Source organism: Flavobacterium sp. LM4 (assembly GCF_002017935.1).
GTDB classification, from domain to species: domain Bacteria; phylum Bacteroidota; class Bacteroidia; order Flavobacteriales; family Flavobacteriaceae; genus Flavobacterium; species Flavobacterium chungangense.
Genome location: NZ_MUFW01000002.1, coordinates 727,695 through 752,594, shown reverse-complemented (window position 1 = coordinate 752,594; position 24,900 = coordinate 727,695). Strand labels below are relative to the sequence as shown.

General features: G+C 33.6%; 20 protein-coding genes. 3 read left to right on the top strand and 17 right to left on the bottom strand.

The genetic code is table 11. From position 1 onward, the window contains the following. The first annotated feature begins 5 nt into the window (after positions 1 to 5). Positions 6 to 1,241, top strand: coding sequence for a response regulator (locus BXU10_RS17060; RefSeq protein WP_078228742.1), 1,236 nt, complete (start codon positions 6 to 8; stop codon positions 1,239 to 1,241). 176 nt (positions 1,242 to 1,417) lie between these two features. On the opposite strand, the gene BXU10_RS17055 is transcribed toward BXU10_RS17060, so the two are convergent. Continuing rightward, complete coding sequence (locus BXU10_RS17055; protein WP_078228740.1) at positions 1,418 to 1,780, bottom strand: hypothetical protein; 363 nt, start codon at positions 1,778 to 1,780, stop codon at positions 1,418 to 1,420. Between the two features lie 353 nt (positions 1,781 to 2,133). Here BXU10_RS17055 and BXU10_RS17050 point away from each other — a divergent pair, with 353 nt between their 5' ends. Beyond that, positions 2,134 to 2,598 (top strand): hypothetical protein, encoded by a 465-nt coding sequence (locus BXU10_RS17050; protein WP_078228739.1) that lies wholly within the window; start codon positions 2,134 to 2,136, stop codon positions 2,596 to 2,598. A 30-nt stretch (positions 2,599 to 2,628) separates the two neighbouring features. Here the strand turns inward: BXU10_RS17050 and BXU10_RS17045 are convergent, their stop codons facing one another. The 16 genes from BXU10_RS17045 to BXU10_RS16970 form a co-directional block, all read right to left on the bottom strand. After that, positions 2,629 to 5,907, bottom strand: coding sequence for a CheR family methyltransferase (locus BXU10_RS17045; RefSeq protein ID WP_078228737.1), 3,279 nt, complete (start codon positions 5,905 to 5,907; stop codon positions 2,629 to 2,631). A 203-nt stretch (positions 5,908 to 6,110) separates the two neighbouring features. Next, on the bottom strand, positions 6,111 to 6,485 hold the full coding sequence (locus BXU10_RS17040; RefSeq protein WP_078228735.1) for a response regulator: 375 nt from the start codon (positions 6,483 to 6,485) through the stop codon (positions 6,111 to 6,113). 856 nt (positions 6,486 to 7,341) lie between these two features. Continuing rightward, positions 7,342 to 7,950, bottom strand: coding sequence for an SET domain-containing protein (locus BXU10_RS17035; RefSeq protein ID WP_078228732.1), 609 nt, complete (start codon positions 7,948 to 7,950; stop codon positions 7,342 to 7,344). A 34-nt stretch (positions 7,951 to 7,984) separates the two neighbouring features. Then, complete coding sequence (locus tag BXU10_RS17030; RefSeq protein WP_078228730.1) at positions 7,985 to 8,392, bottom strand: adenylyltransferase/cytidyltransferase family protein; 408 nt, start codon at positions 8,390 to 8,392, stop codon at positions 7,985 to 7,987. Then, positions 8,355 to 9,527 carry a glycosyltransferase gene (locus BXU10_RS17025; RefSeq protein WP_078228729.1) on the bottom strand — a complete coding sequence of 391 codons (1,173 nt, stop codon included), beginning with the start codon at positions 9,525 to 9,527 and terminating at the stop codon, positions 8,355 to 8,357. Before BXU10_RS17025 ends, BXU10_RS17030 begins: the two co-directional genes overlap by 38 nt. A 313-nt stretch (positions 9,528 to 9,840) precedes the next feature. Beyond that, a complete protein-coding gene (locus tag BXU10_RS17020; protein WP_078228727.1) occupies positions 9,841 to 10,344 on the bottom strand; it encodes a DNA-deoxyinosine glycosylase in 504 nt (167 codons plus the stop codon). A 97-nt stretch (positions 10,345 to 10,441) separates the two neighbouring features. Then, entirely contained in the window at positions 10,442 to 11,041 is a 600-nt protein-coding gene (locus tag BXU10_RS17015; RefSeq protein ID WP_078228725.1) for a ferritin-like domain-containing protein, read from the bottom strand. 16 nt (positions 11,042 to 11,057) lie between these two features. Continuing rightward, positions 11,058 to 13,199: a catalase gene (locus tag BXU10_RS17010; RefSeq protein ID WP_078228724.1), complete on the bottom strand. Its 2,142-nt coding sequence runs from the start codon at positions 13,197 to 13,199 to the stop codon at positions 11,058 to 11,060. 227 nt (positions 13,200 to 13,426) lie between these two features. Continuing rightward, positions 13,427 to 14,050 (bottom strand): DUF6766 family protein, encoded by a 624-nt coding sequence (locus tag BXU10_RS17005; RefSeq protein WP_369803418.1) that lies wholly within the window; start codon positions 14,048 to 14,050, stop codon positions 13,427 to 13,429. 120 nt (positions 14,051 to 14,170) lie between these two features. Beyond that, entirely contained in the window at positions 14,171 to 14,374 is a 204-nt protein-coding gene (locus BXU10_RS17000) for a hypothetical protein (RefSeq protein ID WP_078228720.1), read from the bottom strand. A 38-nt stretch (positions 14,375 to 14,412) separates the two neighbouring features. Further along, positions 14,413 to 15,003 (bottom strand): hypothetical protein, encoded by a 591-nt coding sequence (locus tag BXU10_RS16995; RefSeq protein WP_078228718.1) that lies wholly within the window; start codon positions 15,001 to 15,003, stop codon positions 14,413 to 14,415. A gap of 419 nt (positions 15,004 to 15,422) precedes the next feature. After that, complete coding sequence (locus tag BXU10_RS16990; protein ID WP_078228716.1) at positions 15,423 to 16,559, bottom strand: DUF1624 domain-containing protein; 1,137 nt, start codon at positions 16,557 to 16,559, stop codon at positions 15,423 to 15,425. 7 nt (positions 16,560 to 16,566) lie between these two features. Beyond that, the gene (locus BXU10_RS16985; protein ID WP_180910030.1) at positions 16,567 to 18,957 is read right to left on the bottom strand and encodes a TonB-dependent receptor; all 2,391 of its coding nucleotides are present in this window, start codon (positions 18,955 to 18,957) and stop codon (positions 16,567 to 16,569) included. 256 nt (positions 18,958 to 19,213) lie between these two features. Continuing rightward, positions 19,214 to 21,022, bottom strand: coding sequence for an IucA/IucC family siderophore biosynthesis protein (locus BXU10_RS16980; protein ID WP_078228712.1), 1,809 nt, complete (start codon positions 21,020 to 21,022; stop codon positions 19,214 to 19,216). A gap of 32 nt (positions 21,023 to 21,054) precedes the next feature. Then, a complete protein-coding gene (locus tag BXU10_RS16975; protein ID WP_078228710.1) occupies positions 21,055 to 22,896 on the bottom strand; it encodes an IucA/IucC family siderophore biosynthesis protein in 1,842 nt (613 codons plus the stop codon). An 11-nt stretch (positions 22,897 to 22,907) separates the two neighbouring features. After that, entirely contained in the window at positions 22,908 to 23,993 is a 1,086-nt protein-coding gene (locus BXU10_RS16970) for a TauD/TfdA family dioxygenase (protein WP_078228708.1), read from the bottom strand. A 272-nt stretch (positions 23,994 to 24,265) separates the two neighbouring features. On the opposite strand from BXU10_RS16970, the gene BXU10_RS16965 reads away from it, so the two are divergent. Continuing rightward, positions 24,266 to 24,874 carry a nitroreductase gene (locus BXU10_RS16965; RefSeq protein WP_078228706.1) on the top strand — a complete coding sequence of 203 codons (609 nt, stop codon included), beginning with the start codon at positions 24,266 to 24,268 and terminating at the stop codon, positions 24,872 to 24,874. Positions 24,875 to 24,900: the final 26 nt, after the last annotated feature.

Below are 24,900 nucleotides of genomic sequence, written 5' to 3'. Positions count from 1 at the left end.
ATTCAATGCAAAATAGAATGGGAGACAATGGAATAAAAATCCTAATAGTCGATGACAAGAAAGAAAACCTGCTTTCTTTACAAGTCATTCTGGCTGATCGTGGTTATCAGTTTGTTGAAGCAACTTCAGGAAAAGATGCTTTGCGGATTCTGTTGAAAAGCCAGGATTTTGCCATTATACTTATGGATGTGCAAATGCCGTTGATGGATGGTTTTGAAACAGCCGAATTAATTCGACAAAGTGATAAACTCAAACATGTTCCTATTATTTTTCTGACTGCCAATATGAATACAAACGAGTATATATTCAAAGGCTATCAGTCCGGTGCTGTAGATTATATGATTAAACCGCTTTCGCCTGAAATTTTACAGGCGAAAGTCATGGTTTTTACCGAATTGTTCCGAAAAAATCAGGAATTAAAAAAGAAAGAAGAAGAAACTCATGCTCTGAATGAGATTATTTTAAAGACAAACGTCCAGCTTGCTTCACAAAATGAAGCTATAACAAAACACGCTGAAGAACTCAAAAAGAAGAACATGGAACTTGATGCCTTTACGTACATATCAAGTCATGATCTTCAGGAACCACTCCGAAAAATTCAAACTTTTGCTAATCTTATCCTATCCAACGAATATCCAAATTTATCAGAAGATGGTAAAGCAAAATTCAACAGGATTCTTTATGCCACAAACAGAATGCGTGAACTGATAAACAGTCTTCTAACTTTTTCACGCGCGACTCTTGATGACAGAAGGTTTGAGACAGTAGATTTGAATGCCATTATTGCTGATGTAAAAGCAGCTTTATATGAAAATTTAGTAGAAAAAAAAGCTGTTATAATTACTGATTTTCATGATAATGTCAAGATAATTCCTTTTCAATTTGTTCAATTAATGGAAAATCTGATTCATAATGCAATTAAGTTTTCACAATCAGAAGTTACATTGGAAATTACTATTAAAAGCCGTTTTGTTGATAGTTCAGTTTTAAAAGACATCCAGTTATTACCCAATGTAAAATATTGCCATATTAGTTTTGAAGATAATGGAATAGGATTTGAACCGGAACATAGTGAAAAAATATTTGGAGTTTTTCAGAAATTGCATGGCCGGGATTTGTATGAGGGAACCGGAATAGGGCTTGCAATTGTCAAGAAAATAATTGAAAACCATGATGGCTTTATAAATGCTACAGGCGAACCTATGAAAGGAGCCACATTTAATATATACATACCATACTAAAGTAATTGCTTTAATCTAATAAAAAAAATAATAGGCTGCCTTTTTGAGACAGCCTATTATTTATAATTTAATATTTAAAACTTATCGGATTGTTTACAGGGTTCGTTTCTTCAAGATCCTGATCAATGTCGTATTCCAGATCTAGCAGATCCTTTTTTTGATTATCTGCGGCAATCTTATTTTACATAACTGTCATTTTCGTCAGAATCTTCTTTAGGATCATCGTCAATGTCCTTTACATCTACCTGGCTGTCCCATTCATCTGCATAAAAATTAGCATCGGCATTATTTTTCTGGTCATCATTTTTTTGCAGGCTGCTAAAATGATTGTTTAATTCATCGTCATCTTCATTATTAATTATGTCATCATCCGGATTAACAATCTCTTCTTCATTATTGTCCTTCTCGTATTGATCCACATAGCTTTTGTTTTCCGAATCCTGATAATTATTTATATCTGAAGGAGCCTTCATATCATCTTCCGGATGATGAAAACTACGAACATCCCGACCATAGTTTTCTTTGTTCTGTGTTGTCATATAAAATAATTTAAAAGTGATTATAATTTAAAATATACTGTGATTCGAGAGGAGAAAAACTCAAATTTAATTGTAAGGTTCAAATTTTATTTATAGAATTTACAGCAGTAGTTATATAATTATCAGTTTTGTATAGCTTTCCTTCAAATCACAAAAAGGATTTTAAAAGGGATTTAGATTTTTCAAACATCTAAATGAAATACCGGAATGAAAATTATATAATTCACGATGTATATTTTGTAAGTTTTTTTTGTCTGAAATTTAAAATATTTGTGTTGTAAATTTATTGTTTAGAGATATAAACATAACTAATTATCAACCCTCATGTAATTTTAAGATTTAAATTATGGCTTATGAATAAAAAAGGCCCCATAATAATTGTAGAAAACAAACAGGAAGACCGGAAGTTATTTATAGAGGTTTTTTCTGAATTGAATTATCCAAATCAGGTAATCTATTTTAATGATCCGGAAATTGCTTATCATTATATACTGCGAAATAAATTAAAGCCGTTTCTTATTTTTTCTGATATTGTTTTATTGAATATTATGAATGATAATGTGGTAGAAGCAAAACTTGATAATGTAGGTGAGTTGTTTCATTGCCCTTATCTGTTTTTCACAACATCTTTTAATCAGACATACGTAATAGATCCGTACTCGATACCTACGCAAAGTTATTTTGTGAAACCTTATGATTATGCTGAGTTCAAACAAATCATAAAGACAATAATTGAGTATTGGATCAAATCTAAATCAATTGTTTCGTATAAAAAAAAACAGGTAAAAATTGGCTTTATCGATAAAATCGATAAATAAGAGAAAAAGATATCATTTTTATCGTGTTTTTTATAATGGTAAATAAATGTAGAAAGTTGTTCCCTGATTTATTTTGCTGGATACTTTTATAAATCCTTCATGGTTGTCAACAATTTTTTTAACCAGCGTTAACCCCAGACCGCTTCCGTGATATTTATCGCTATTATGCAATCTAAAGAAAGGATTAAAAATTTTAGACGCATATTCCTGACTAAAGCCAATACCATTATCGCTGATACAAATCTTTACGTAATTAATATCTGTTTTTCCACCAAGTTCAAGTATTTCATCAGGTGAAGGGTTTAGCGTTTCAATTTTGATTTCGGGTATTATGTCTTCTTTGGAATATTTGATAGCGTTCAGTATCAAATTTTTAAAAAGCTGCTGAATCTGATACGGTATGATATTTAATTGAGGAGAGGGAAAAATAGTGATTACGGCTTTTTTTTCTAAAATATTGTCCTTAATATCTGCCAATGTTTTTTTCAAAACGACATTCAGATCTGTTTTTTTATACTCTTTTTTTATAAAGCTTATTCTTGAGTACTCAATGAGATCGGTAATTAAAATACTCATATTGGTTACAGAAAAAAGAACACGTTCGAGATTATGTTTTCCTGATTCGCTTAAGCCTGATTCGTTTTCAAAAATCCTTTTGCAAAACATATGAATTTTTCGGAGTGGTTCCTGTAAATCATGACTGGCTGCAGAAGTAAAAGCCTCCAGCTGTTCATTTTGTGTTTGTAATTCAATATTTTTATTCGACAATAATTCATTTGTTGCTATTAAATCTGTAATATCTTCGAGTGCCACAAGAATCATCCCTTCTGGTGTTGAATCGATTATAAGGCGTGCATTTACAATCATTGTTTTTTTACCAATATCAGGACAGATAGTATCTAATTGTAAATTTTCTATCGAAAATTCCGTGTCTATTTTCAGTAATTGTTTCCTAAATTCAGGAATGTCCCATTGACAATTTCCAATTTCAAAAAGACTATAAGCTTCTGTAGCTTTTTCGCTTGTATTAAAGTATTTATAAAATGCAGGATTGGCACTTTTGATGATAAAGTCCTTGTTTACAATTAGTAATGGCTCGTGAATGGTTTTAACAATTGATTCAGAATAATTTCTCAGGGAAATAAGCTGTTTCTGACGATCGATAAGCTCATCATTGACACATACCAATTCTTCATTGTTTGACTGAAGTGCCTCAGTAGAGGTTTCCAGTTCTTCATTCAGTGCCTGCAATTCTTCTCCACTGCTCAATAATTCTTCATTAGTAGTCTGTAATTCCTCTAAGAGGATTTTCTGTTCTTCAGTTACATTTTTTATATCTCTGTATAATTGTGATAATTCATTTTCAAGTTCCTCAATACCCTTTTGGTCTGATTTTTTTTCCTGTATTTTTTTTTGAGGATTTGTTTCGGGTACAATTATCTTATGAAAAATAATCATAATACGCTCATCGTCATTTGGGAGTAAAAACATTTCAAAAGAAACGAGATAAGGTTGGTTTTTAATCTGAATATTTTCTTTTTTTATATTTAATTTCTCTTCTCTTACTTTTGCGATTGCATTATTTAATTCAAAAAAAAGACCTTCACGAGCCATTTTTAAGATATTAAAATTAGGCTGTCCGGGAGAGGGAAGCAAAAATGGGCTTGTATCACCATGAAAATATAAAATTTCCTGATTCAGATCAATTATAACACTAATGGGTGTGTACTTTGTAAATAAAATCTCAGATGCAATTTTTTTGAAATCGTTTTCAGATGCAGTTTTTATTTGAGTTGATACATTGTTTTGCGATACATTATTTGGTGTTGGTTTATAGAGTTTTGTCACATACCTGCCTGCTATAAACTTGCGGGTGTAGATTTTTCCGAATTTTCCGAAATTTTCAAATAAATCATGAGAATTAGTAATTGATTCTGATTTTCCAAGAAACAGCAATCCATTATCTTTTAGGGAATAATGAAAAGTTCCCAGAACTTTATTTTGCAGATAAGAATCAAAATAGATAAGTACATTACGGCAGGTAACCAAATCTATTTTGGCAAAAGCAGGATCCTTCACAAAATTATGCACGGCAAAAATGCACATGTCCCGAATTACTTTATTGATATGGTAGTTACCGTCGCTTCTCGTAAAATAATTACGAAGCCTCTCTGCTGATATTTGCTGTACTTCCTGATAAGAATAGGTTCCGGATCTTGCTTTAGTGATGCCTTTTTCAGATATATCCGATGCGAAAATCTGAACTTTTATGTCTGTATTATTTGTTTGCAGCAGATATTCATGAAGGCTGATCGCTATAGAATATGCTTCTTCACCCGTAGAGCATCCGGCAACCCAGATTCTTAGGTTGTTATTGGTTATATTCCTGATTAGGGATGGGTAAACAATGTTGGGCAAACTTTCAAAGGCTTCCTGGTCTCTAAAGAAATATGTTACCGGAATTAAAAAATCATTAAATAATAAATCCTGCTCATTTTTGTTATTTCGCAAAAAGTTATAATAATCTTCAATAGTGTTTCTTTCTGTAGGGACCATTCTTCTGGCAATACGACGTCTTATAGTAGGATATTTATAATGCCTGAAATCGTTACCGGTTCTTAAAAGAATAAGATTAATAATCTGAAAGAAAATTTCCTCATCGTTTTTTGGAATATGTTCTTCTTCGGTATAGCCATAGTTGGTAATGTAGCTTTTATGAATTTCCAGTAACTGGGACGGAATTTTTTCGGGAGCCAGAATATAATCGGCTGCATCAGTTTCAATTGCGCTTTGAGGCATTCCTTTAAATGCGGCCGTTTCGGGGTCCTGAGCTATAGTTGCGCCTCCCAGTTCCTTTATTTTTTTGAATCCTAATGTACCATCAAAACCGGTTCCGGAAAGTATAACACCAATTGCAAAAGTTCTATGAACATCTGCAAGAGATTCAAAAAAGATGTCAATGGTATTATTTCGTCTTTCACCCCGTGTTCTCTGTTTAAGTTTTAAAGTGCCTGCTTCGGCTATGAGAAGATTGTTTTCGGGAATAACGTAGATATTATTAGGTACAAGATTTATATTGCGGATAATTTCTTGTACAGGAATTTGTGAATATTGTGACAGGATTTCTGTAAGGCTGCTCGGCTGCTCGGGTGACAAGTGTTGTACAAGCACATAAGCCATGCCTGAATCTGCAGATATTGCTGAGATTAATTTTTTAAAAGCATCCAGTCCACCGGCAGATGCTCCTATACCAACAATTGGAAAAGTTGTGGTTTTATTTTCGGTTTTAAAGGTTTCGGGGACTTTCATGAGGTAGGTGTTTTCTCAAAGATAGTCAGTGTTTTACTCTAAAAATAAGCTTTTTACGCTCACATGGGAATTATGTAAGGCACACATTTAAAAAATGTAAAATTGAAATCACGTACTTTTTAGGTGAAAAATTTATCACTTTAAAAGTTTAAATTTTGAATTAAAACAGTCTTAACATTAGCTGATTTTTGGTCAAAAAAATATTAAACGATGTTTCTCAAAATTGTTTTCATAGTTCCAAAATCGTTTGGTTTAATATAATAACCCACTGCGCCCAATCCCTGCAGTTTATTTTCTATGTCTGATGGTATCGAGGTAGAAAATATGATTACAGGAATATTTTTTATGAGCTCTTTTTTATTCATTTCTATTAATAGTTCCATTCCGTTCATTCCGTTCATATTAATATCTAGAAAAATCAGATCCGGATGTATTTCTTTACAAACCAGTTTTTGTAATGCCTGAAGAGGATTATGTATTGCCGTATAGGCAGCAGCAGATACTTCTTCGAGTGCTTCTAAAAAGAAATCGCAATCATCATAATCGTCATCAATCTGTAAAATGTTTTTATATCTCATAATTGCTTTGATTGAAAGTTATTTTTCATAATTATTTAAAATTATGTTCTAAGGAGAAAAAATGTAGATTTCAACTAGACTATTTATGCAGTTTTATGGACTGCTTAAATGCAGACAAGCAATTATATATGTGTTATAGAAGGGTAGAATTCTTTCATAGATAACGGAGTTATTTGGGGTTAAAAAGTCTTTAGTAATTTTGAAATGGATGCAATTAATCTATTAGCACTTTTAGTGAATCCTTTTGATGAAGGACTGCCTCTTTTTGATCTCTGGTATAATCTTCATCATCACAATGAGAAGAACAATTCGTATTTATAAGGGTAAAAAAAATAGCGATTAAAACAATAATAAAGCTCAGTTTTTTCATATTTATTAAAATTATAAGTAAAATAATTCTGATAAAAATATAAGGAAGTTAAAAGATGAATTTATATAATTTCTCTTTTTTGTTATATAATACCCATGTTTATTAGATTTGATTTAAAATCTATTTTAAAATAAGCTTTTGATTATTAGTGCTTTATTTTTTTAATTGTGTGTAAACTTTCAATAATAAGATCGGCCGTTTTATCTATTGTCTGTAATATGATTTCTTCAGGTGATCCGTTAAAAACTTCCCGATGGTTGATTTTTTATCAGAAGTGATAATGTAAATAAAAATAGTTCCTACTGGTTTTTCTATAGTTTCATTTTCACCTGGAGTTGTAAGGACGGTACACTTTTGGTAAAAGCGATATTCCATCCTTTTTCGGCAATTGCTTTACCGCATTTAATAACTATTTCTGAAGGCATAAAAATAATTTTTATTTTAATTATTAATCCTTGAAGAGTTGATTTTTATAAATCATAAAAATTAGGTTGTGCTGTTTATTTGAATATCATGTGGATAATGACATTCGAGTATCGATTTCATTTTGTGTGGGCTATGAACCGCATTTGCGAATTCATTCCAGGTTTCTTTAGGAATTAAATCAAGTAATAACTGTTCAACTTCCAAAACTTTTGGAGCATTTTCCTTAATAAGATCATCCCATTCTTTATGAAAGGTAACAATATCATTCGGGAAAACTTTTTTTCTGTCAGTACCTTCGTCAATTACATCAAAAGGTTTTTCTACATTAAGATAACCATAATCATCTGTAAGTTCGTCACCTGGAAAAATATTCCTGATAGCAATCTCAAAATCATAGGCTGTACTAAAACAGCTTGGTTTAAAACTATGGTTCACAAATTTTCCGTTATCCCAGCATAATACCATTTCTCCATATTTATTGATAAAAGAGTAAGTATCGAGGTGTTTTTTTATAAAAGCATTCAGATTAGCGGCCTCATCACGGGAAAATATCTGATCTAAATCATCCTGAACCCAGGTAATAGTACCTTTTGGAATTAGTTTTGTTGCTACTACGCCATATCCTTTTTCTTTGCTGATAAAACGTATTTCTGTATCTGTATGTATCATCTTACACTAATTTTAAACATTCACATTCGTATACTTATTTTCTAAGTTCACTGCTGGAAAAGCGATGATTGCGTGTGTTGAAAACGAGTTTAATTCCCTTCTGTTCGAAATAGTCGCGCCCTGTAAAATTTTTATCTTTGTATTCGTCTCCCAGAATCTTTACATCAGTAGGAAAGGCCTGAAGAATGCTCTGAAGATCCTGATCTGCGGCATACGGAATAATTTCATCTACAAATTTACAACCTGTAAGTTGTATATAACGTTCGACTACAGACTGTGTTGGTTTGTTTTTTTCGGGTCTGTCCAAAGTCGGGTCTGTTTGCAATCCTAAAATTAGATAATCACAATGTTGTTTTGCTTCTTCAAGCATTCTTACATGGCCTGCATGTAATAAGTCGAATGCGCTAAATGTGATTCCAGTAATTGTTTTTGTCAGTCCCATTTATAAAATTTTTAAGAATTGATTTCATTTTAACAGCAGTAATATCCCATGATGTTTTTTTGAGGATTTTGTGGTATTCCAGTTCCATTGAAAAACGATCTGTTTTATCAAGTGCAAACTTAATGGCTTCACAAAATTCATCTGCAGATTCCACCATGTTCAGGCAAATACCATAGTTGTGTACTATATCTGTAATTTTTGTAGAAATAATGGGTTTACCGGCCGACATATATTCCAGGGTTTTGGTAGGGCTAATGTATTTTGTTGTATCGTTTACTGCAAAAGGTATCATAGCAATATCAAATGCTTTTAGATAATGAGGTAATTCGTTGTAAGACTTCATTCCTAAATAATGAATGTTGTCTTCTTGTGGGAGATCATTTTTCTCTATTTTCGACAAAGGTCCAATCATTACAAAAGAAACATTGGGTAGTTTAAGAGCCGTTTCATGAAGCAATGCAAAATCGATACGTTCATCGATTACTCCATAATATCCTACAATAGGTGATTGTAAATTGGCAACATCATCAGCAATTTTGATTCCGTTTAAGGCCTTTGCAAAATGGGGTTCATCGACTGAACTGGGAAAACAATGTACATTTGTGTGCCACAGTTTTTTTAATTCATATAATGATTTTGCACCCGTAAAAACAATGTCAGCATTAGATATCAGATATTTTTCCTGATTTATCACATTTTTTGTGGCACCTTTCAGAAAAGAAAGTTCCTCCATGCAATCATAAACGATAGTTTCAAAATCAATACATTCGGATAATGGACAAAAAATAGCTGAATAAAACCATCCAACAGGAATATCTTTGTTTTTTACATATTCAGGAATGATTGCAGCAATCGATTCGATATCTTTTACATTTGGCTGTAAAACATGCAACATATCATTGAGAATAATAAGATTTCCGGACTCTTTACTTTCATTGTTGTATAGGGGTTCTTCAATGAATAAAGTTTTCATTGTTTTAGAAATACGGCTAATGATGTGTTGAGGACGCTGATAAACAAAATGCCATCTTAAATGACAAAATACAATCATATCATAATATTGGGCAGTATTCTGATTTGATAAATTTATTCTCTTAAGTATATTCTTTTGTGCATTTTTTAAATTTTCTATCATAGCCGATAATTTAATTTTTTTTGTAGGTTAAAAGTGTAAGATAATGATTTTAACTTTAATAAAAGTAATTTAATAATTACAAAAATATATTTTTACAACAATAATTTCTTGCAAATAAAATAATAAGAGTTACATAATTTACAGTTATGAATTTTTGAGATTTAAAAATGCATGATAATACTGTTGATTTGTGAAGGTTGTATTAGATCAATGGTAATAATAGTAGCGAAGGTGAGATTTTATCGAACAAAAGTCTTAGAATTTCGCCTTTATGATAAATTTCATTTTAGTGAAAACAGCATTTATGTGCTAATTATACAGAATCTAAAGCATCTGCTGTTGCTGCTAAAACAGTCCACATTTCGACTTTTTGACTAAACGACAACCCTGTATTTAAACCACTGGTTGATGGTAAAATGTGATAAGATATATCTGTTTGAGGTTTAAGATATTTATGGTAAAACTTAGCTGCTGATTTGCTTTCAAAAAATACATTTTTAATATTTGGGTATTGAATATGAAAATTTGTAAAATCATTTATTGTTTCATTACTAATTTTCGAATCACTGCTCCCTTCTCTGATGCATGATGCCAGAACATTCCATAATGCAATTTTATGCTTTTTCAAAAATGTTTTGCGATCATCGTATGATTCGCTGTAATTTTCGTTAAAAACAGTAAATAGGATTCTCCAGAAATGATTTCCTTTATTTCCATAATATTGTTGTTTGGCAATAGATTGGTCTCCGGGCATTGTTCCCAGAATTAATATTCTGCTGTAATGATCGACCAGTGGATGTAAAGCCTTTTTATACATAGAAAATAGAAATTTGAATAGTATAATAATACAAAAAACATCTGTCGTGGTACAGATGTTTTTCTGGGAAAAATGAAAATATTTAAAAAGATGATTACTATTCGGCTGCTACGATATTTACTACATTTAAAGCAACGTCGTTCAGTATGCAGTCTGCTTCTTTTTCTTCTGCCAATGTTTGTGTTAATAGTTTTGCAGCATCATTTTCTCCAAGAGTTTTTGCAAAAGCAGCTAAGGTTCCATATGTTGCAATTTCATAATGCTCAATTTTTTGAGAAGCAGCAATAATACCCGCATCTCTAACAGGTCCTGGCGTCGTTTCTTCAAGAATGCTGTCACCTTCTTTTAGTAATCCGGCCATAGCTTCGCATTTTTTTCCTTCGGCTTTTTCACCTAAAAGTTCAAAAACTTGTTTTAGTCTTTCTACCTGAAGTTCAGTAATGTCAAGATGTTCTAAAATGGCACTTGCAAGACCCGGAGAACTGGCATTGGCAGCCATTTTAGGAAGCGCACCAACCAGTGCGTTTTCAGCCCAGTATATATCTTTTAAACTGTCAACAAAAAGTTCTTTTAATTCCGTTGCTGCATCTGAAGCTGGCTCAACAATATTTATTTTTGCATTATCTTTTATAGCTTTTGTTTGATTTGCTTTTGCTTGAGGAGCATTTGTATGGCCTTCTTTTTCTGAATTTTTCATGTTTATTTTTTTTAAATTAAATATATAAGTTGGGTTCACGATCCCAGAAACGATGCATACCCATTGCAGCGATAAATTCCTGGGCAAATGCTTCAGATCCAACATCGGTGGTTACAATAATTCCAGCATCGGTTTTTGTTAATTTCGAAGCAAAAGCTGTTGCGCTAAGCAATTCAGATGCTTCTCCATCAGCACCTATAATCTTGCAATGTTTATAAGCATCATTAAGGTATTCAAGAGCGTCATCATTTTCTGCTAATGCATTCAGCCCTATTCCGTGCGGAACATAAACCGCATCAAATAAAACTGATGATGCTGTGAGAAAACTATATTCAGCGGCAAGAGCTCCGTCAGAATCAGTAAGAACAGATCCTAAATGTGGTGCAATTACACATCCTTTGGCTCCTTGTTTTTTAAGAGCACTTTTCATATTTAAAACTGATGCTTCAGAAACTCCATCAGAACAAAGGATAGCAATTTTTCGTGACTCGATTGTAGGTGAATTGGTCGGATTTTTAACCATACTCAATGCATCAGACGAACTTACAGATGATTCAACCGTTTTAGGCTCCTGATTTCCACCTTCATTTTCTGGTGAAACTCCTTTATTAACAGGGAATTCTAATGTTGATGGTACAGAAGCCCCAAGTCCTAATGCTACTTTTTCTGCCAATTGAGCATCTACCTGCGAAAGAAGTCCCAACATTCGAACTCTGATTGCAGTAGTTTCTACCTTGCCAAGTTCAAAACGTAATGCCTTTACAATATGGCTTTTTTCTACATCGGTCTGGCTGTTAAAGAATAATTTTGCCTGACCGAAGTGATCAGCAAAGCTTTCACTTCTTTCACTTATTTTATGAGCTTCAATACGTTCATTAAAACTGGAGAAACCGCCTTCGGCAATTTGTGACTGATAAGGACATCCGCCACCAAGTGAATTTGGATGATAACTTACCCGGCCTTTGTTAACTTCCTGTCGCATAAATCCATCACGTTGATTATTGTGAACAGGTGCAATACTTCTGTTAATTGGAATTTCATGAAAGTTTGGCCCGCCTAATCGGGTAAGCTGCGTATCTGTATAAGAGAACAATCTTCCTTGTAGTAATGGGTCGTTAGAGAAATCAATACCCGGAACAACATGCCCAGGGTGAAAAGCAATCTGCTCTGTTTCTGCAAAGAAATTATCCGGATTTTTGTTCAATGTCATTTTTCCAATTATAGTAACCGGAACTAATTCTTCCGGAACAATTTTTGTTGGATCAAGTAAATCAAATTCATATTTGTCTTCATCCTCTGAAGGTATTATTTGTACACCTAATTCCCATTCAGGAAAATTACCCATTTCTATAGCTTGCCATAAATCTTCTCTGTGAAAATCCGGATTCTTACCTGAAATTTTTTGTGCCTCATCCCAGACTACGGCGTGAGTTCCTAATTTTGGTTTCCAGTGAAATTTTACAAAAGTAGATTCATTAGCTTCGTTAATCAATCTGAATGTGTGAACACCAAATCCTTCCATCATACGATAACTTCTCGGAATCGCACGATCAGACATTGTCCACATAATCATGTGCATAGATTCCGGCATAAGCGAAATAAAATCCCAAAAAGTATCATGTGCAGAGGCTGCTTGTGGCATTTCGTTATGTGGTTCAGGTTTTACTGCATGAACCAAATCTGGGAATTTTGAAGCATCCTGAATAAAAAAAACAGGAATATTGTTACCAACCAGGTCATAAACTCCTTCCTGGGTATAAAATTTAACCGCAAATCCCCTAACATCTCTGGCAAGATCTGTAGATCCGCGTGAACCGGCAACTGTAGAAAATCTTGCAAAAACGGGAGTTTTTTGTCCTGTTTCCTGTAAGAATCCAGCTTTTGTTAATTCTGGAATGGGATTTGTCACTTCAAAAAAACCATGCGCTCCTGAACCACGTGCATGTACTACGCGTTCCGGAATTCTTTCGTGGTCAAAATGGGTTATTTTTTCTCTTAAAATGAAGTCTTCCAGTAAAGAAGGTCCGCGCTCGCCTGCTTTCAGTGAATTATTATCATCATTAATGCGTACACCCTGATCTGTGGTCAGGAACTTGTTGGTTCCGTCTGATTTGTTTATGGACAAATCACGTTGTTTCTCGTCTTGAAAATTTTTCATATAATAAATCTTTTGATTAAATGTTTGAAAGTTTACAGGTATCTCTTAAGTTTTTATTATTAATATCTTATAATGAGTTATTTATAAAGTGATATTTCCGGTTATTTCAAATGTAAATGATAAAGCAATGATGTATTTATATGATTAATTTGAAACGTTGTACAATTACCATTACTTAAAAAGTATTGTTTATTATAGCAGGTTTATTGTAAAAGTTTGCTCAATCGTTATTCTCCAGTTTCCATGTGAGGAGCATCTACTGGTTTTGATTGTGAAGATCCGATTTGGCGTAAATAGATAGAAAGCACAACAATAGCAAAAACAGAAAGAAATTCGCTTTGCCAGTTCTGAAAAGATTCATACCAAAACCTGGAATCCCCAATATAATCAGCACTGGATTCTAAAGGCATTCCTTTTAATGCCAGTTGTTCATTTTCGTCTTTAAGGCTCCCATAAAAATGAGCTATAAATGAGGCTGTAAACAGCAAAAACAAAACAATAGTCAGAGAATGTTTGTAAACTTCAAGAATCCATCCGCCTTTTTTTACAGGCCATGTCGCGTCTTTTCGGGTGGGTGAGGGTTGTCTGTCGACTTCTTCGTCTTTATCCGGATCTTTTGACTCGGAAGATCCTTTCTGCATTAAAAAAATAGTAAATACAACAAACAGGGACATTTGTAGAAATTCGCTTTCCCAATTTTCAAAAGTCGATTGAATAAAATGACCTGAGATAAGATAGGACGAAAGCTGAATGGCAGTACTGCCTTCATCTATAAGCTCTTTATTATGTTCTTTAAAACCAAATACGATCTGTCCGAATAATGTTCCAATAAATAATACTAAAAAGCAGATACATATTTACCAAGATGGTCAATGAGAGACAAAAAAATGAGTATTCTATCGAAGAAAATAAGACATAAAAAAACCACCTAATTTCTTAGATGGTTAAATTTTTTTGAATTAAAATATCAATTATAATGAGCTATTTTGCATTTTGTTTATTTTTTCTATTTTTTCAGGAGAATCAAAAACTTTTTCGAAAAGCCTGCCTTTTTCTTTGGCAAATTTCTCTACGGCTTCTAACTCCTGGATAGTCATTTTAGGACGACCGGCCCAAAAGTTAGTAGATTTTTCTATTTGTTTTTCTACTAGATCTCTTAATTGTTTTACTTCCATGATGTTACAAATATACTATTTTTTTATTATTTCAATAATCATAGGTCTTTTTTTAACTTAAACAAAACAAATTGATAGTCCGATGTTTTAGCTGCGTTGTATTTTTCAATGCTTTTTATTTCAACACTCTTACTGAGTGATGTCAGGTCTTTTTCCCGAATAGTCCTTTCGTGTTCTTTTCCTTTTCGTGTAATCGTTTGTTTTTTTTCTATAAGCTTTATTTGCTCTTCTGTTTTGCCTCCTGAAATCTCCAAATATTGTTTTAGAATAATAATGTTAGATGAAATCTTTTGTTTGTACAAACGATGTTTGTGTAGCGTATTTCCAAAAAATAAAATAGTATGATCAGGATTGGATATGAAAAAATGAAGTATGCACATAAATACTGTGGCTAAGACTTCATCATAATCATTATTATTAATTTCGGCAAGATCATTAACAGTGATTCCATCTTCATAATTTTCTAAGTTTCCAAAACCTACACTGTACCAATTCAGGTTTTTATTTACAGGCGAAATAGAAACAATTTTGGTTATTTCCTGTATTCCTATACTAATGAATCGAAACTGATAAACTTCATTAGTAATTCCTTCAAAATTATAACTGTACGCTTTATTTAAAAAATCCAAATTTAATTAATTTCAATTTATAAGTAAATATAAATATCATTTTTGGTTATTATGAGTAAATAAGAAATTTATTGTTATTTTTTACATTTCGGTTACAGTTTGTACTTTTTTGGGATTTATTTTGAATAAAGAATAAAAAACGATAATCATAAATAACACAAGATTCAATGTTTTTCCAAAAACGTTTCCAGTGAATTGAATTTTACATTAAAGATTATCGTTTTTTATAGATACGTTTGAATTGACTGTGTGGTTTGATTACAGGTTCATTTATTTTAATTAAGTTACAAATAAATTGAATGCTAACAGTTCTGTTTTAAATTTTGTATGCCAAACTTATCCAAAAAAAGGGTAAAGGATGATTTACCATTGCCCTAATAATTAAAATGATAAAAATAGAAATGGTGATATTTATCTTTTTAATTAGCTGGTTTAATTCGTTTAATTGTAAAATAACAAATCAAAATAAAAGCAGACGATAAAATATATACCGTACTCAGGGAGTACCCATAATGGCTCAATGGACTTTCATTATTATATGAGGCAGAGGTTATGATCATCATTTGTAATGGTTTACTTTGAAAATATAAAGAAAGCATAGCAGCCAAATGAATTATAAATGTACTGAAGAGGTAAGTAAGCAACGGGTAATTTCCTAAAGTAAAAAAGAAATCTGAGATTTTGTTTTTAAGGTTTTCTGCATATGCCAGAAATAGGAAAACAGGACCTAATGTAATCAAGATGTAATCCAGTGATGCCGGATATTTTGTTAGATTGAAGAATGATAAAATGGTTTTGGCAGTTGAAACTTCGATTTTCCAGGGATTCGATTCTCCATAATCATTAATGCTGCGGAGTAAAAAAAACAGACATATAGAAATCCAGCCGGAGTATAACAATATTTTTTTACGAATTACGGCAGAGCTCTCTGGTCTGTAATAAAATCCAAAGAAATAGCCTGATAATATTATCCCAAGCCAGGGCAAGATTGTGTAATTTATAATATACATATTTTGCCCGAGTGGGATATATTTTTGCTGATGCAGCAAATACCATAAGACAGCCTTCATTGAATGTCCTTCAAATTGAATTGGATCCAGTAAGTGATGACCTGCGATAATGGACAAACTAATTACTAAAATGAAAGTTCTGCTGAAGTATTGAAAACCTGCCATACAGAATATGCATAAACCCAATGACCCAATAATGAAAACGCCAATAGTACGATAATAGATATCAAAGGTGTACAGGAAATTGTTTATAAATATTTCAATGAGAATCAGAGCACTTCCTAAACTCAATAGATACCATACGTTTTGTGTCTTTGTTTTTTTACCCATAATATGAAATAATTCCATGCCAGTTATAAAAAAAACTGCCGGGGCAAAATAATGAGATATAAATCGGGTAAAAAATAAGGGCCAGGTGGTATGATCCAGATCTGCCGGGTTGGTGTTCCAGTAATGGAAAAACAAACGGGTATGATCAAGAATAGCAAAAGCCATAACTATACCAAGTAATGTCCTATAGGTTTTGAAAGTGCTCTGATTGGTCATTTATAAATTAAAATTTATAAGTAAAATTGATCATAAAATTGCTTGGCTTTTGCGGGCGTGCATAAAAACCGTCACTTACCCAATATTTTTCATCCAGAATATTATTGGCTTTGATACCAATTCTATACCTCGGACGGTTGTAAAAAAGAGTTGCATCAAGAAGATTATAAGAAGAAAGTGTAAAATTGTTTGCACTGTCTAAGAATGCATCCGAAACATACGAATTGCCTACTCCAAGTCCTAATCCCTGCGCTTTTCCATTGATAATGGTGTAACTTGCCCAAAGATTTACAACATTTTTAGGAGTACCGGGGGCTCTTTTTCCTAATATGTTTGGATTTGATTTTGTAAATTCATTCTCGTTATAACCATAGCTGGCTACGTAGTTGAATCCGGAAAATGGCCTTCCAATAATTTCTACCTCAAGTCCTTTGCTTTTTTGAGTTCCATCCTGTACAAAAAAGTTGACACCATTAATTACCTGATTCATAGTACTATTTGTTACATCAATCTCATAATAACTGATGGTTGCATTAAATTTATCTGATAAATCAACCTTTACACCACCTTCAAGCTGTGTCGCTTGCTGAGGTTTAAAAACAGATACTTCTCCATTTGGCTGAATTCTGTTTCCTACGTTTTTAAAACCATTCAGGTAATTGCTGAAAACGGATACTTTATCTTTCAAAATCTGGTAGACAAAACCGAGCTTAGGAGAAAATGCCGTCTGGTTATAATTACCTGTAGTGGCACGGGTAAGTGTATTTGTTGTTCCATCGCCAATATAACGATCAACACGTAAACTTGCCATTATTAAAAGTTGATCGGTTACATTTAAAACATCAGAAGCATAAGCGCTGTAGGTTGTTTCTTTTGTTTTATTCTGTCCGGTATTTCTGTCGGCTAAAACTGAAAGAACGTCTTCTAGACGAATTACAGGTGTACCCGGAAGATTATCCAGTTTTGCTGGTTCGAATACTTTAGCTCCATAACCAAGTCCGTCATATCTGGTTAGTCTGTAGCTGGATAAATAATCAACACCTACGACAAGTCGGTTACGTAGATTACCAATTTTAAAATCTCCTATAAAATTTTGCTGAAAGTTTCTTCTGGCTGTTTTTTCATCAGTAAATGCTCTAAGTACACGGTCAACAGTGTTATCATCCTGCCAGATAAAGTCAAAAATATAAAGATCATCATAGGAACCTCCGCCATAAGCATATCTCGACTGTGAAGTCCATTGGTCAGAGATCTTGTATTCTGCATCCAGTAATATGTTAGTAGAACGCTGCTCGCTGACCAAAGAATTATCATTGAGTGACTGACGATAATCCAGATTAAGATCTTCGAAACTCTTTATCCCTAAGTTAGCAGCGGTAGTCCATCCTCCGGCAACTACTCCTTTGGCACTAAAGAAATCTGCATTTAGAGTAAATTTTAAGCGATCTGATACCTGATAGGTTATACTCGGCGCAATAAGCAATGTGGCATTGTTCCCCTGATCCTGAAAAGTGTTTTCGGTCTGACGGGCTACATTAAGTCTAACTAAAAGGCCCTCGGCGTCTTTAATAGGAGTATTCAGGTCTAATGTCATACGATTTAGGTCCCAGCTTCCTGTCGTGTAACCTAACTCTCCGCCAAAATGGTCATACGGTTTCTTGCTGACATAATTAACGAGTCCTCCAAATGAGGTCATTTGCGCTCCAAAAAGTGTCGAACTTGGTCCTTTATAAGTTTCTACACGCTCAACAGAAGCTAGATCAATACCTGTACGCAGATAGGTTGCCATTCCATTACGGAAATTCTCACTGGTCTGAAAACCTCTTGAAAAAAAAGATGGCATTCCTGCTCCCGTTTTTGCAGGTGCAGCTCCCGGAACATTTCTAAACGATTCTTCAAGTGTCAAAGCCATTTGCTCTTTAATCAATTCTTTGTCAACCACACTGTAAACTTGTGAGTTTTCAAGATTTTTGATTGGAAGTCTTGAGATATATTCGCTGTTCTTTCTGGAAGTAATAGCATATTTATTTCCAACCACAAGAACCTCATTAAGAGATTCTGCATTCGCGGCAAATGTAAAATCCAAAACTAATTCTTCTCCTGGATTCAGATTTACCGTCCTTGTTTCTGATGCTAAACCTGTAATGTTTGCTGTAAGAGTATAAGATCCTGCTATAAGATTTTCAAATTTGTAAGCACCTTCCTTATTTGCTTTTATACTATATTTTCCATTGATATTAACACTACCGAATTGGACATTTTTCCCATCTTCAGTCAAAATTTGCCCTTTAATAATTCCTGATTGATTTTGTGCTTGTGTATGTATGGAAAATAACAAAAGCAAAGTCGAACATAACAATGTAAGAAGACACTTGTTTAGTGATGTAAAATAATTCATATATAGGTTGTTAAATTTCTGCAAAAATACATAACAGAATTGAAAAAGCATATATTATTTTTATTTATTCTTAATAAGAGTAAAACATTTTTCTTAGAAGTTGTGAAATATGATACTATGTTCCCTTAAAAAAAAAACTAATGCCATAAATAAAGGCATTAGTTTTTCTGAAAGATTCTTTTGTATTCAGGCTGCTTCAGGTTACTGATCAAAGCAGGAATAAAATAGACTTTGCACCAATTTTAGCTTTTAGTATTTAATTAATAGCAAAAGGGGTTATTGGATTTTCTACAATTCCTATGTAGGGCAGATCCTGAAAAGGATTGGCACGATTTCGTAATTGCCTGTTATTATTCAGTTGTAATTTATTTAATGCATCCGGACTGAATTCGTTAACAAAAAGATCAAATTTCTGAAAAGATTCACTGAATTCAGGATTTTCAGATTGGTAATCCTGGATGCATTCTGCTACCAGTTTCCAGAATTTATCTTCATGAAAATCAGCATGTTCTGCAAGTATTGCCGATATAAACCTGAATATTGAATCAAATACCTGCGTAAATAAAGGGAGTGTTTTACGGTCTTCAGGAACATCAACCTTAAGTCTTAACGCTGCTTCCGGAACCTGTAAGGAGGTGTTTAGTAAAGAAACTTCCTCACCTATATCTTTCATAATAGCATTCACTACTTTATGATCTTCCAGGATTAGGATTAGGTTTTCTCCATGAGGCATGAACACCATATCCCACTTATAAAAGCAATGAAGTAAAGGACTCAGATAACAGCTGAAGTATTGTTTTAGCCAATTTGCAATTGATAGGCCAGATGCTTTTATTAGCTCAGGAAGGTAAGCTTTGTCTTCATTGTCGATATGTAACAATGCGGCCATAGTAATTAAACGCTGATTACCACTAATTTTTTCGGCAGGGCTTTCTCTCCATAAACAGGCAAGCATTTTTTTGTAAGGAGTATCGTTTGCAATCGCAGTTTCATAGTATTGATGCGCAAAACTTACACTTGCGATTTCCCTTAGAATGATAAACCCTTTTGATTTCAGATAATTATCATTCTCAACCAAATTGTAAATCCATTCGTTGATAGGCGGGTTGGTCAACATAAATTTAGGAGACAAACCACGTACATAACCCATATTAAGGACAGAAAGGGCTGTTTTAACATAAAACTTTTCAGGATTGCTAATATTATAAAAAGTACGGATCGATTGTTGGGGCTGGTATTTATCTTCATTATACCCTAAGCAGACTAATCGGTTAGTAGCAATATCTGCAGAAAATATATTGGATAATTTATTAAACCATTGCCATGGATGAACCGGAATAAAAAAATAATCTTCAGGATTCAAACCTCTTTGAATAAGTTGATTATTAAAGTTTCTTAAGGTTTGTTCTCCCAGTTCCTGCAGCATTACTTTTTGATAATCCAGATTTGGAACAGCAGTAAACACAGCAGTTGAGCGATGGCCGGCAAGCCATACTAGTGAAAATGGCTCAGCTGTTTCAGGGGCGTATTGCCTGTAATCGCTGGAATCAAAGCCAATTCTTCCGTTATTGGCAATGAAACGCGGATGGCCGGTCATTGAAGACTCCGTTTGCTGATAGTCTGCTTTTAACAACTCTTTTGAGTTTGGCTTGCCATAATAATTCATGTAGGCACTTCCGGCTAATGTACTGCATACCTCTTCCATGTAAACGGGTAATGACGCCTCTGGGATTCCCAGTTCTATCTTAAATTCAATGATAAAACTGAGCGAATCTAACGCAGCAGGTGTTCCGTCAACAAATTTTTCAATAGATTCCGTATCAATATACCAATGGTTAAGAGCCAGTATTTTTGCATTAAATTGATAAATATTTCTCTCATCTGAACTGCTAAGCTGATAAATGCCCCAGTCGTCCTTGTTTTCAATTAGTTTAGGGAATACAAGACGTTCATGAGAGAATTCGGCAAGTATTTTTCTGATATGTAAACGGTTTATTTTATTCCAAACTGATTTTTCTAAATGTGTTGAGGCTTCTATTGGTGAAACCTGAGTATCTATATTCATTGTTTATAGTATATGATAGTTATTAAGGATAGCTAGATTAATTTTGCCTGATAAACAGAAAGAGGATTTTTTAAAAAGCCTGCAAATTTTTGATTCCTGAAAGGATCACTTCCATCAATCATCTTTTGGCTGTTTTGCATTTGCAGTCTGTTAGAACAGGTTTTAATAATTTCTGTAGCAAACAAATCATACTTTCTGAATTTATCTTCCAGTTCAGGATATTCAGACTGGTATTCGGTAATGCATTCTGCTACCAGGCTCCAAAAATCTTCCTCTGGTAAGTTGATGTGTTCTACCAGTACATGATTCAGGTAACGAAAGAAAGAGTCAAATATCTGAGTGAAAATGGATAAAATTTTAAGGTCTTCAGGTACCGGGATGATAATTCTTTTTACAATTTCAGGCAATTCCTTTTGCTGATTTACAACGGCTACTTCTTCTCCAATATCCTTCATAATCGCTCTAACCGGTACATTATCCCGGAATACTAAAATCAGGTTTTCTCCATGCGGCATAAAACGCATATCATGATAATAAAAACAATGTAAAAGCGGACTTAGGTAACATTGTAAATAACTATTCAGCCATTCTTTTGTGTCTAAAGGTGAATTCTTTATTAATTCTGATAAAAGAGATGTTCCTTTTGTATCTATATGAAGCAGAGATGCCATTGTCATTATACGCTCTCCTGGAGCTATTTTGTCCATTGGGCTTTCTCTCCAAAGTGTAGACAGCATTTTTTTATAAGGAGAGTCAACTTTTATAGCCTCTTCAATATATCCATTCGTATAGCCTACAGTTGCAATTTCTTTCAGTATCGTAAAGCCTTTTTTCTGCAGGTAAGCATCATTCTCAACTGTGTTCGCAACCCATTCATTTATTGGAGGAGTAGTTCGCATAAAATAAGGAGAAAGCCCTCTCATAAAGCCCATATTCAGAATCGATAAAGCCGATTTCACATAAAATCTGCGAGTATGGCTTACATTAAAAAAGGTACGAACAGATTGTTGCGGCATGTATTGATCTTTACTATTTCCCAGACATACCAATTTTGATGCAGCAATATCAGGAGCAAATAAATAAACCAGTTTATTATGCCATTGCCATGGATGAATAGGGAAATAGATATATTGTTCCGGATCAAGCCCTTTTTCATTTAGAACTAAATCAAATGATGCTATAGTTTCTGAATCTAATTCCTGTTGCATTACCTCACAATAAGTAAGCGGGTCTATACTGGTAAATTCAGTATGATTTTTATGGCCCGCAACCCACACAAGCGAAAGCGGAGCAGCTGCTTCCGGACTGTAATTTTGATAATCTACGGCATCAAAACCTATTCTGGCGCTGTTGGCAATAAAACAGGGATGTCCGGCAATCATGGCATGTTCCACATCTGCGTAACTTGCTTTGGTTAAATCTTTAGATGTGAGCTGGCTGTTGGTGTGCATGTAAGCACTGCCATACAAACAGCTTATTACCTCTTCCAGATAGGTAGGAAGGTTTGAATCCGTAAAACCTAATTCTTTGGTAAATTCAAGCAAAAAAGCAATTGCATCCAGGGGTTCAGTCTGTTTGTCTGTGATTTTGGTAATAGAATTGTTATCAATATGCCAATGGTCTAATGCCAGTATTCTGGCCAGAAATTGATATTCTGTTTGTCCATTAGAAGTGGTAAGGCTGTAAAGTCCCCATATGCCATGAATTCTTTTCAATTGAGGACTTAGTAGCAATTCATGTGAAAATTCACATAACATTTTTCTGACCTGGAGTCTGTTTACTTTTTCCCAGATTTCAGGCTCAAGGTGCGATATAGCAAGTTCGGGATTCAGCTGATTGTTTTTATATTCTTGTATTTCAGATTGTTTTTTCATTTGGTGATGTTTTAATTGATAAGATTAACTTTTCCATAGTGATCTTCCATAATCAGATAAGGATTCTCGGGGTGAGCAACATCCTGAACGTGAATCAGGCTGCTTTTACTCATCATACGCAGCATTTGGCGTCTTTCGCACTTGACACTTTCTCCGTTTACTTCTCTTATACCGGCTCTGAAAGCAGTTCTGCCATGTGCACATAAATGATTGTTTACAAAAACAAGATCACCTGCATTAGGAATGAATTCATCATAAATAAGGGTTTTGGCTTTCTCCCAGAATTTTTTTAGAATCTCTAAAGCTTCAGGACTTTGGCCGGCTTGTTCATTATAAATTTGTTCTGCTGCATCAAAACGGATAAAAGGTCTTAACCTGTTTCCGTACAAAACAGAAGTCGTTAGCTCTGATGCTAAAGCGTCTTCGATTTCAAAATTGGCATCTTTTGGACATTTATATATCTCTTTGAAAAGTTCTTCCATTAATTCATCTGTTTCTCCGTGTGATCGTACAGAATATAAAGTTGAATTTACCTGTTCTTCATTTCGCAGGTATAAAAAACTAAGAAAATCAGCAGGATTATATAAAAAAGCATCTTCGGTATGTACAAATAAATCGGTTCTGGAGCCTGCACCAGTTTGAGAAAATGACATGTTTTCTTCCGGAATAATGGCGTGCAAACTTCCTCCTCCTTTTCGCTGTACATAATATTGAACCGGTTTTGAGGGAACAGCGCCATGAAGCAATGAAGAAATAAAACCGTATAAGTTCAGTTTACTCTTATCCGTTTCTTTCCACGAGGTAGGTGTTGGACCTAAAGCTTCCTGATCAACATCGACTAATCCTCTAAAAACGATAGCGCCATATTGTTCCTCAGAAAAGTCTGTACTAAGATTACTAAGCAAACTTGCAATTCTTTCGGGGAGTAAATGATAGGCATTTAGATGGAGATTTGATATATAATCCGGAGACTCATAATCTCCATACTCATTTTGAAGATACAAAGCAGAACTTTTTATTATAGCGCGTTCAACTGGTGATACATCAACAATGAGTGGTTTTGTTGGTGGTTTTGATGGGGTGATTTTAGTTATCATAATTTGATAGATTAATTAAAGCTATTTACTGTTTAGGTAAATAATTAAGGTTAATTAAATAGGTTAACTTTTTATTTAGTAAAAAAATCGCATTAAAATATATTTTGTTTTATGAAAAAGACTACATATATTTGCTATTCTTATTTATTCTAAATAAAAATAACTTGCTCGCCGCACAAATCTATTTATAATAATTTTAAATAACAAAGTTTTTTATAAATATTTTCGCACTTAATAAATCTGTTGGTGTTATTTAAATCTTTTTGATAATTATGGAAAAAACTAAAATTTGTTCTGATTCTGAGGCTGTAACCCGAATAATTCGTTTTAGAAAAAGTATTTATGCTGATTCTTATACAGGAGGGAGTCTTCCCGATGAGGTATTGAAAGAGATTCTGATCAACGCAACCTGGGCACCTACGCATAAAATGACAGAACCCTGGAGATTTATTGTCCTTTCGGGTAGTCAACTGAGCAAATACGGAGACTTCATGGCTGATTATTACAAGCATTTGTACGAAGACATTCCTGATGCTCAAAAAAAAGCAGCTAAGTACAATTATTTAAAAGAATACCCCCTTAATGCTGCTTGCATGATTGGAGTGATTCTTTCAAAAAGCAGGAGTGTCGATATTCCGGAATGGGAGGAATTGGCGGCAATATCCTGTGCAGTACAAAACATGGCTATTAGTGCCACCTCCTACAATTTAGGGTCTTATTGGGCAACTGGCTGTAGTGCAGTAGAATATGTCAGGACTTTTGGTTTAGAAGATCATGAACAGTCTTTAGGGCTTTTTTTTATTGGATATCCTGATAGCCCAGCGCTTTCTGTAACAAAAAGAAGAACATCAATTGATAAAAAAGTTTCCTGGTTTATTTAACAAACCAGTCTTAAATGTCTAAAATC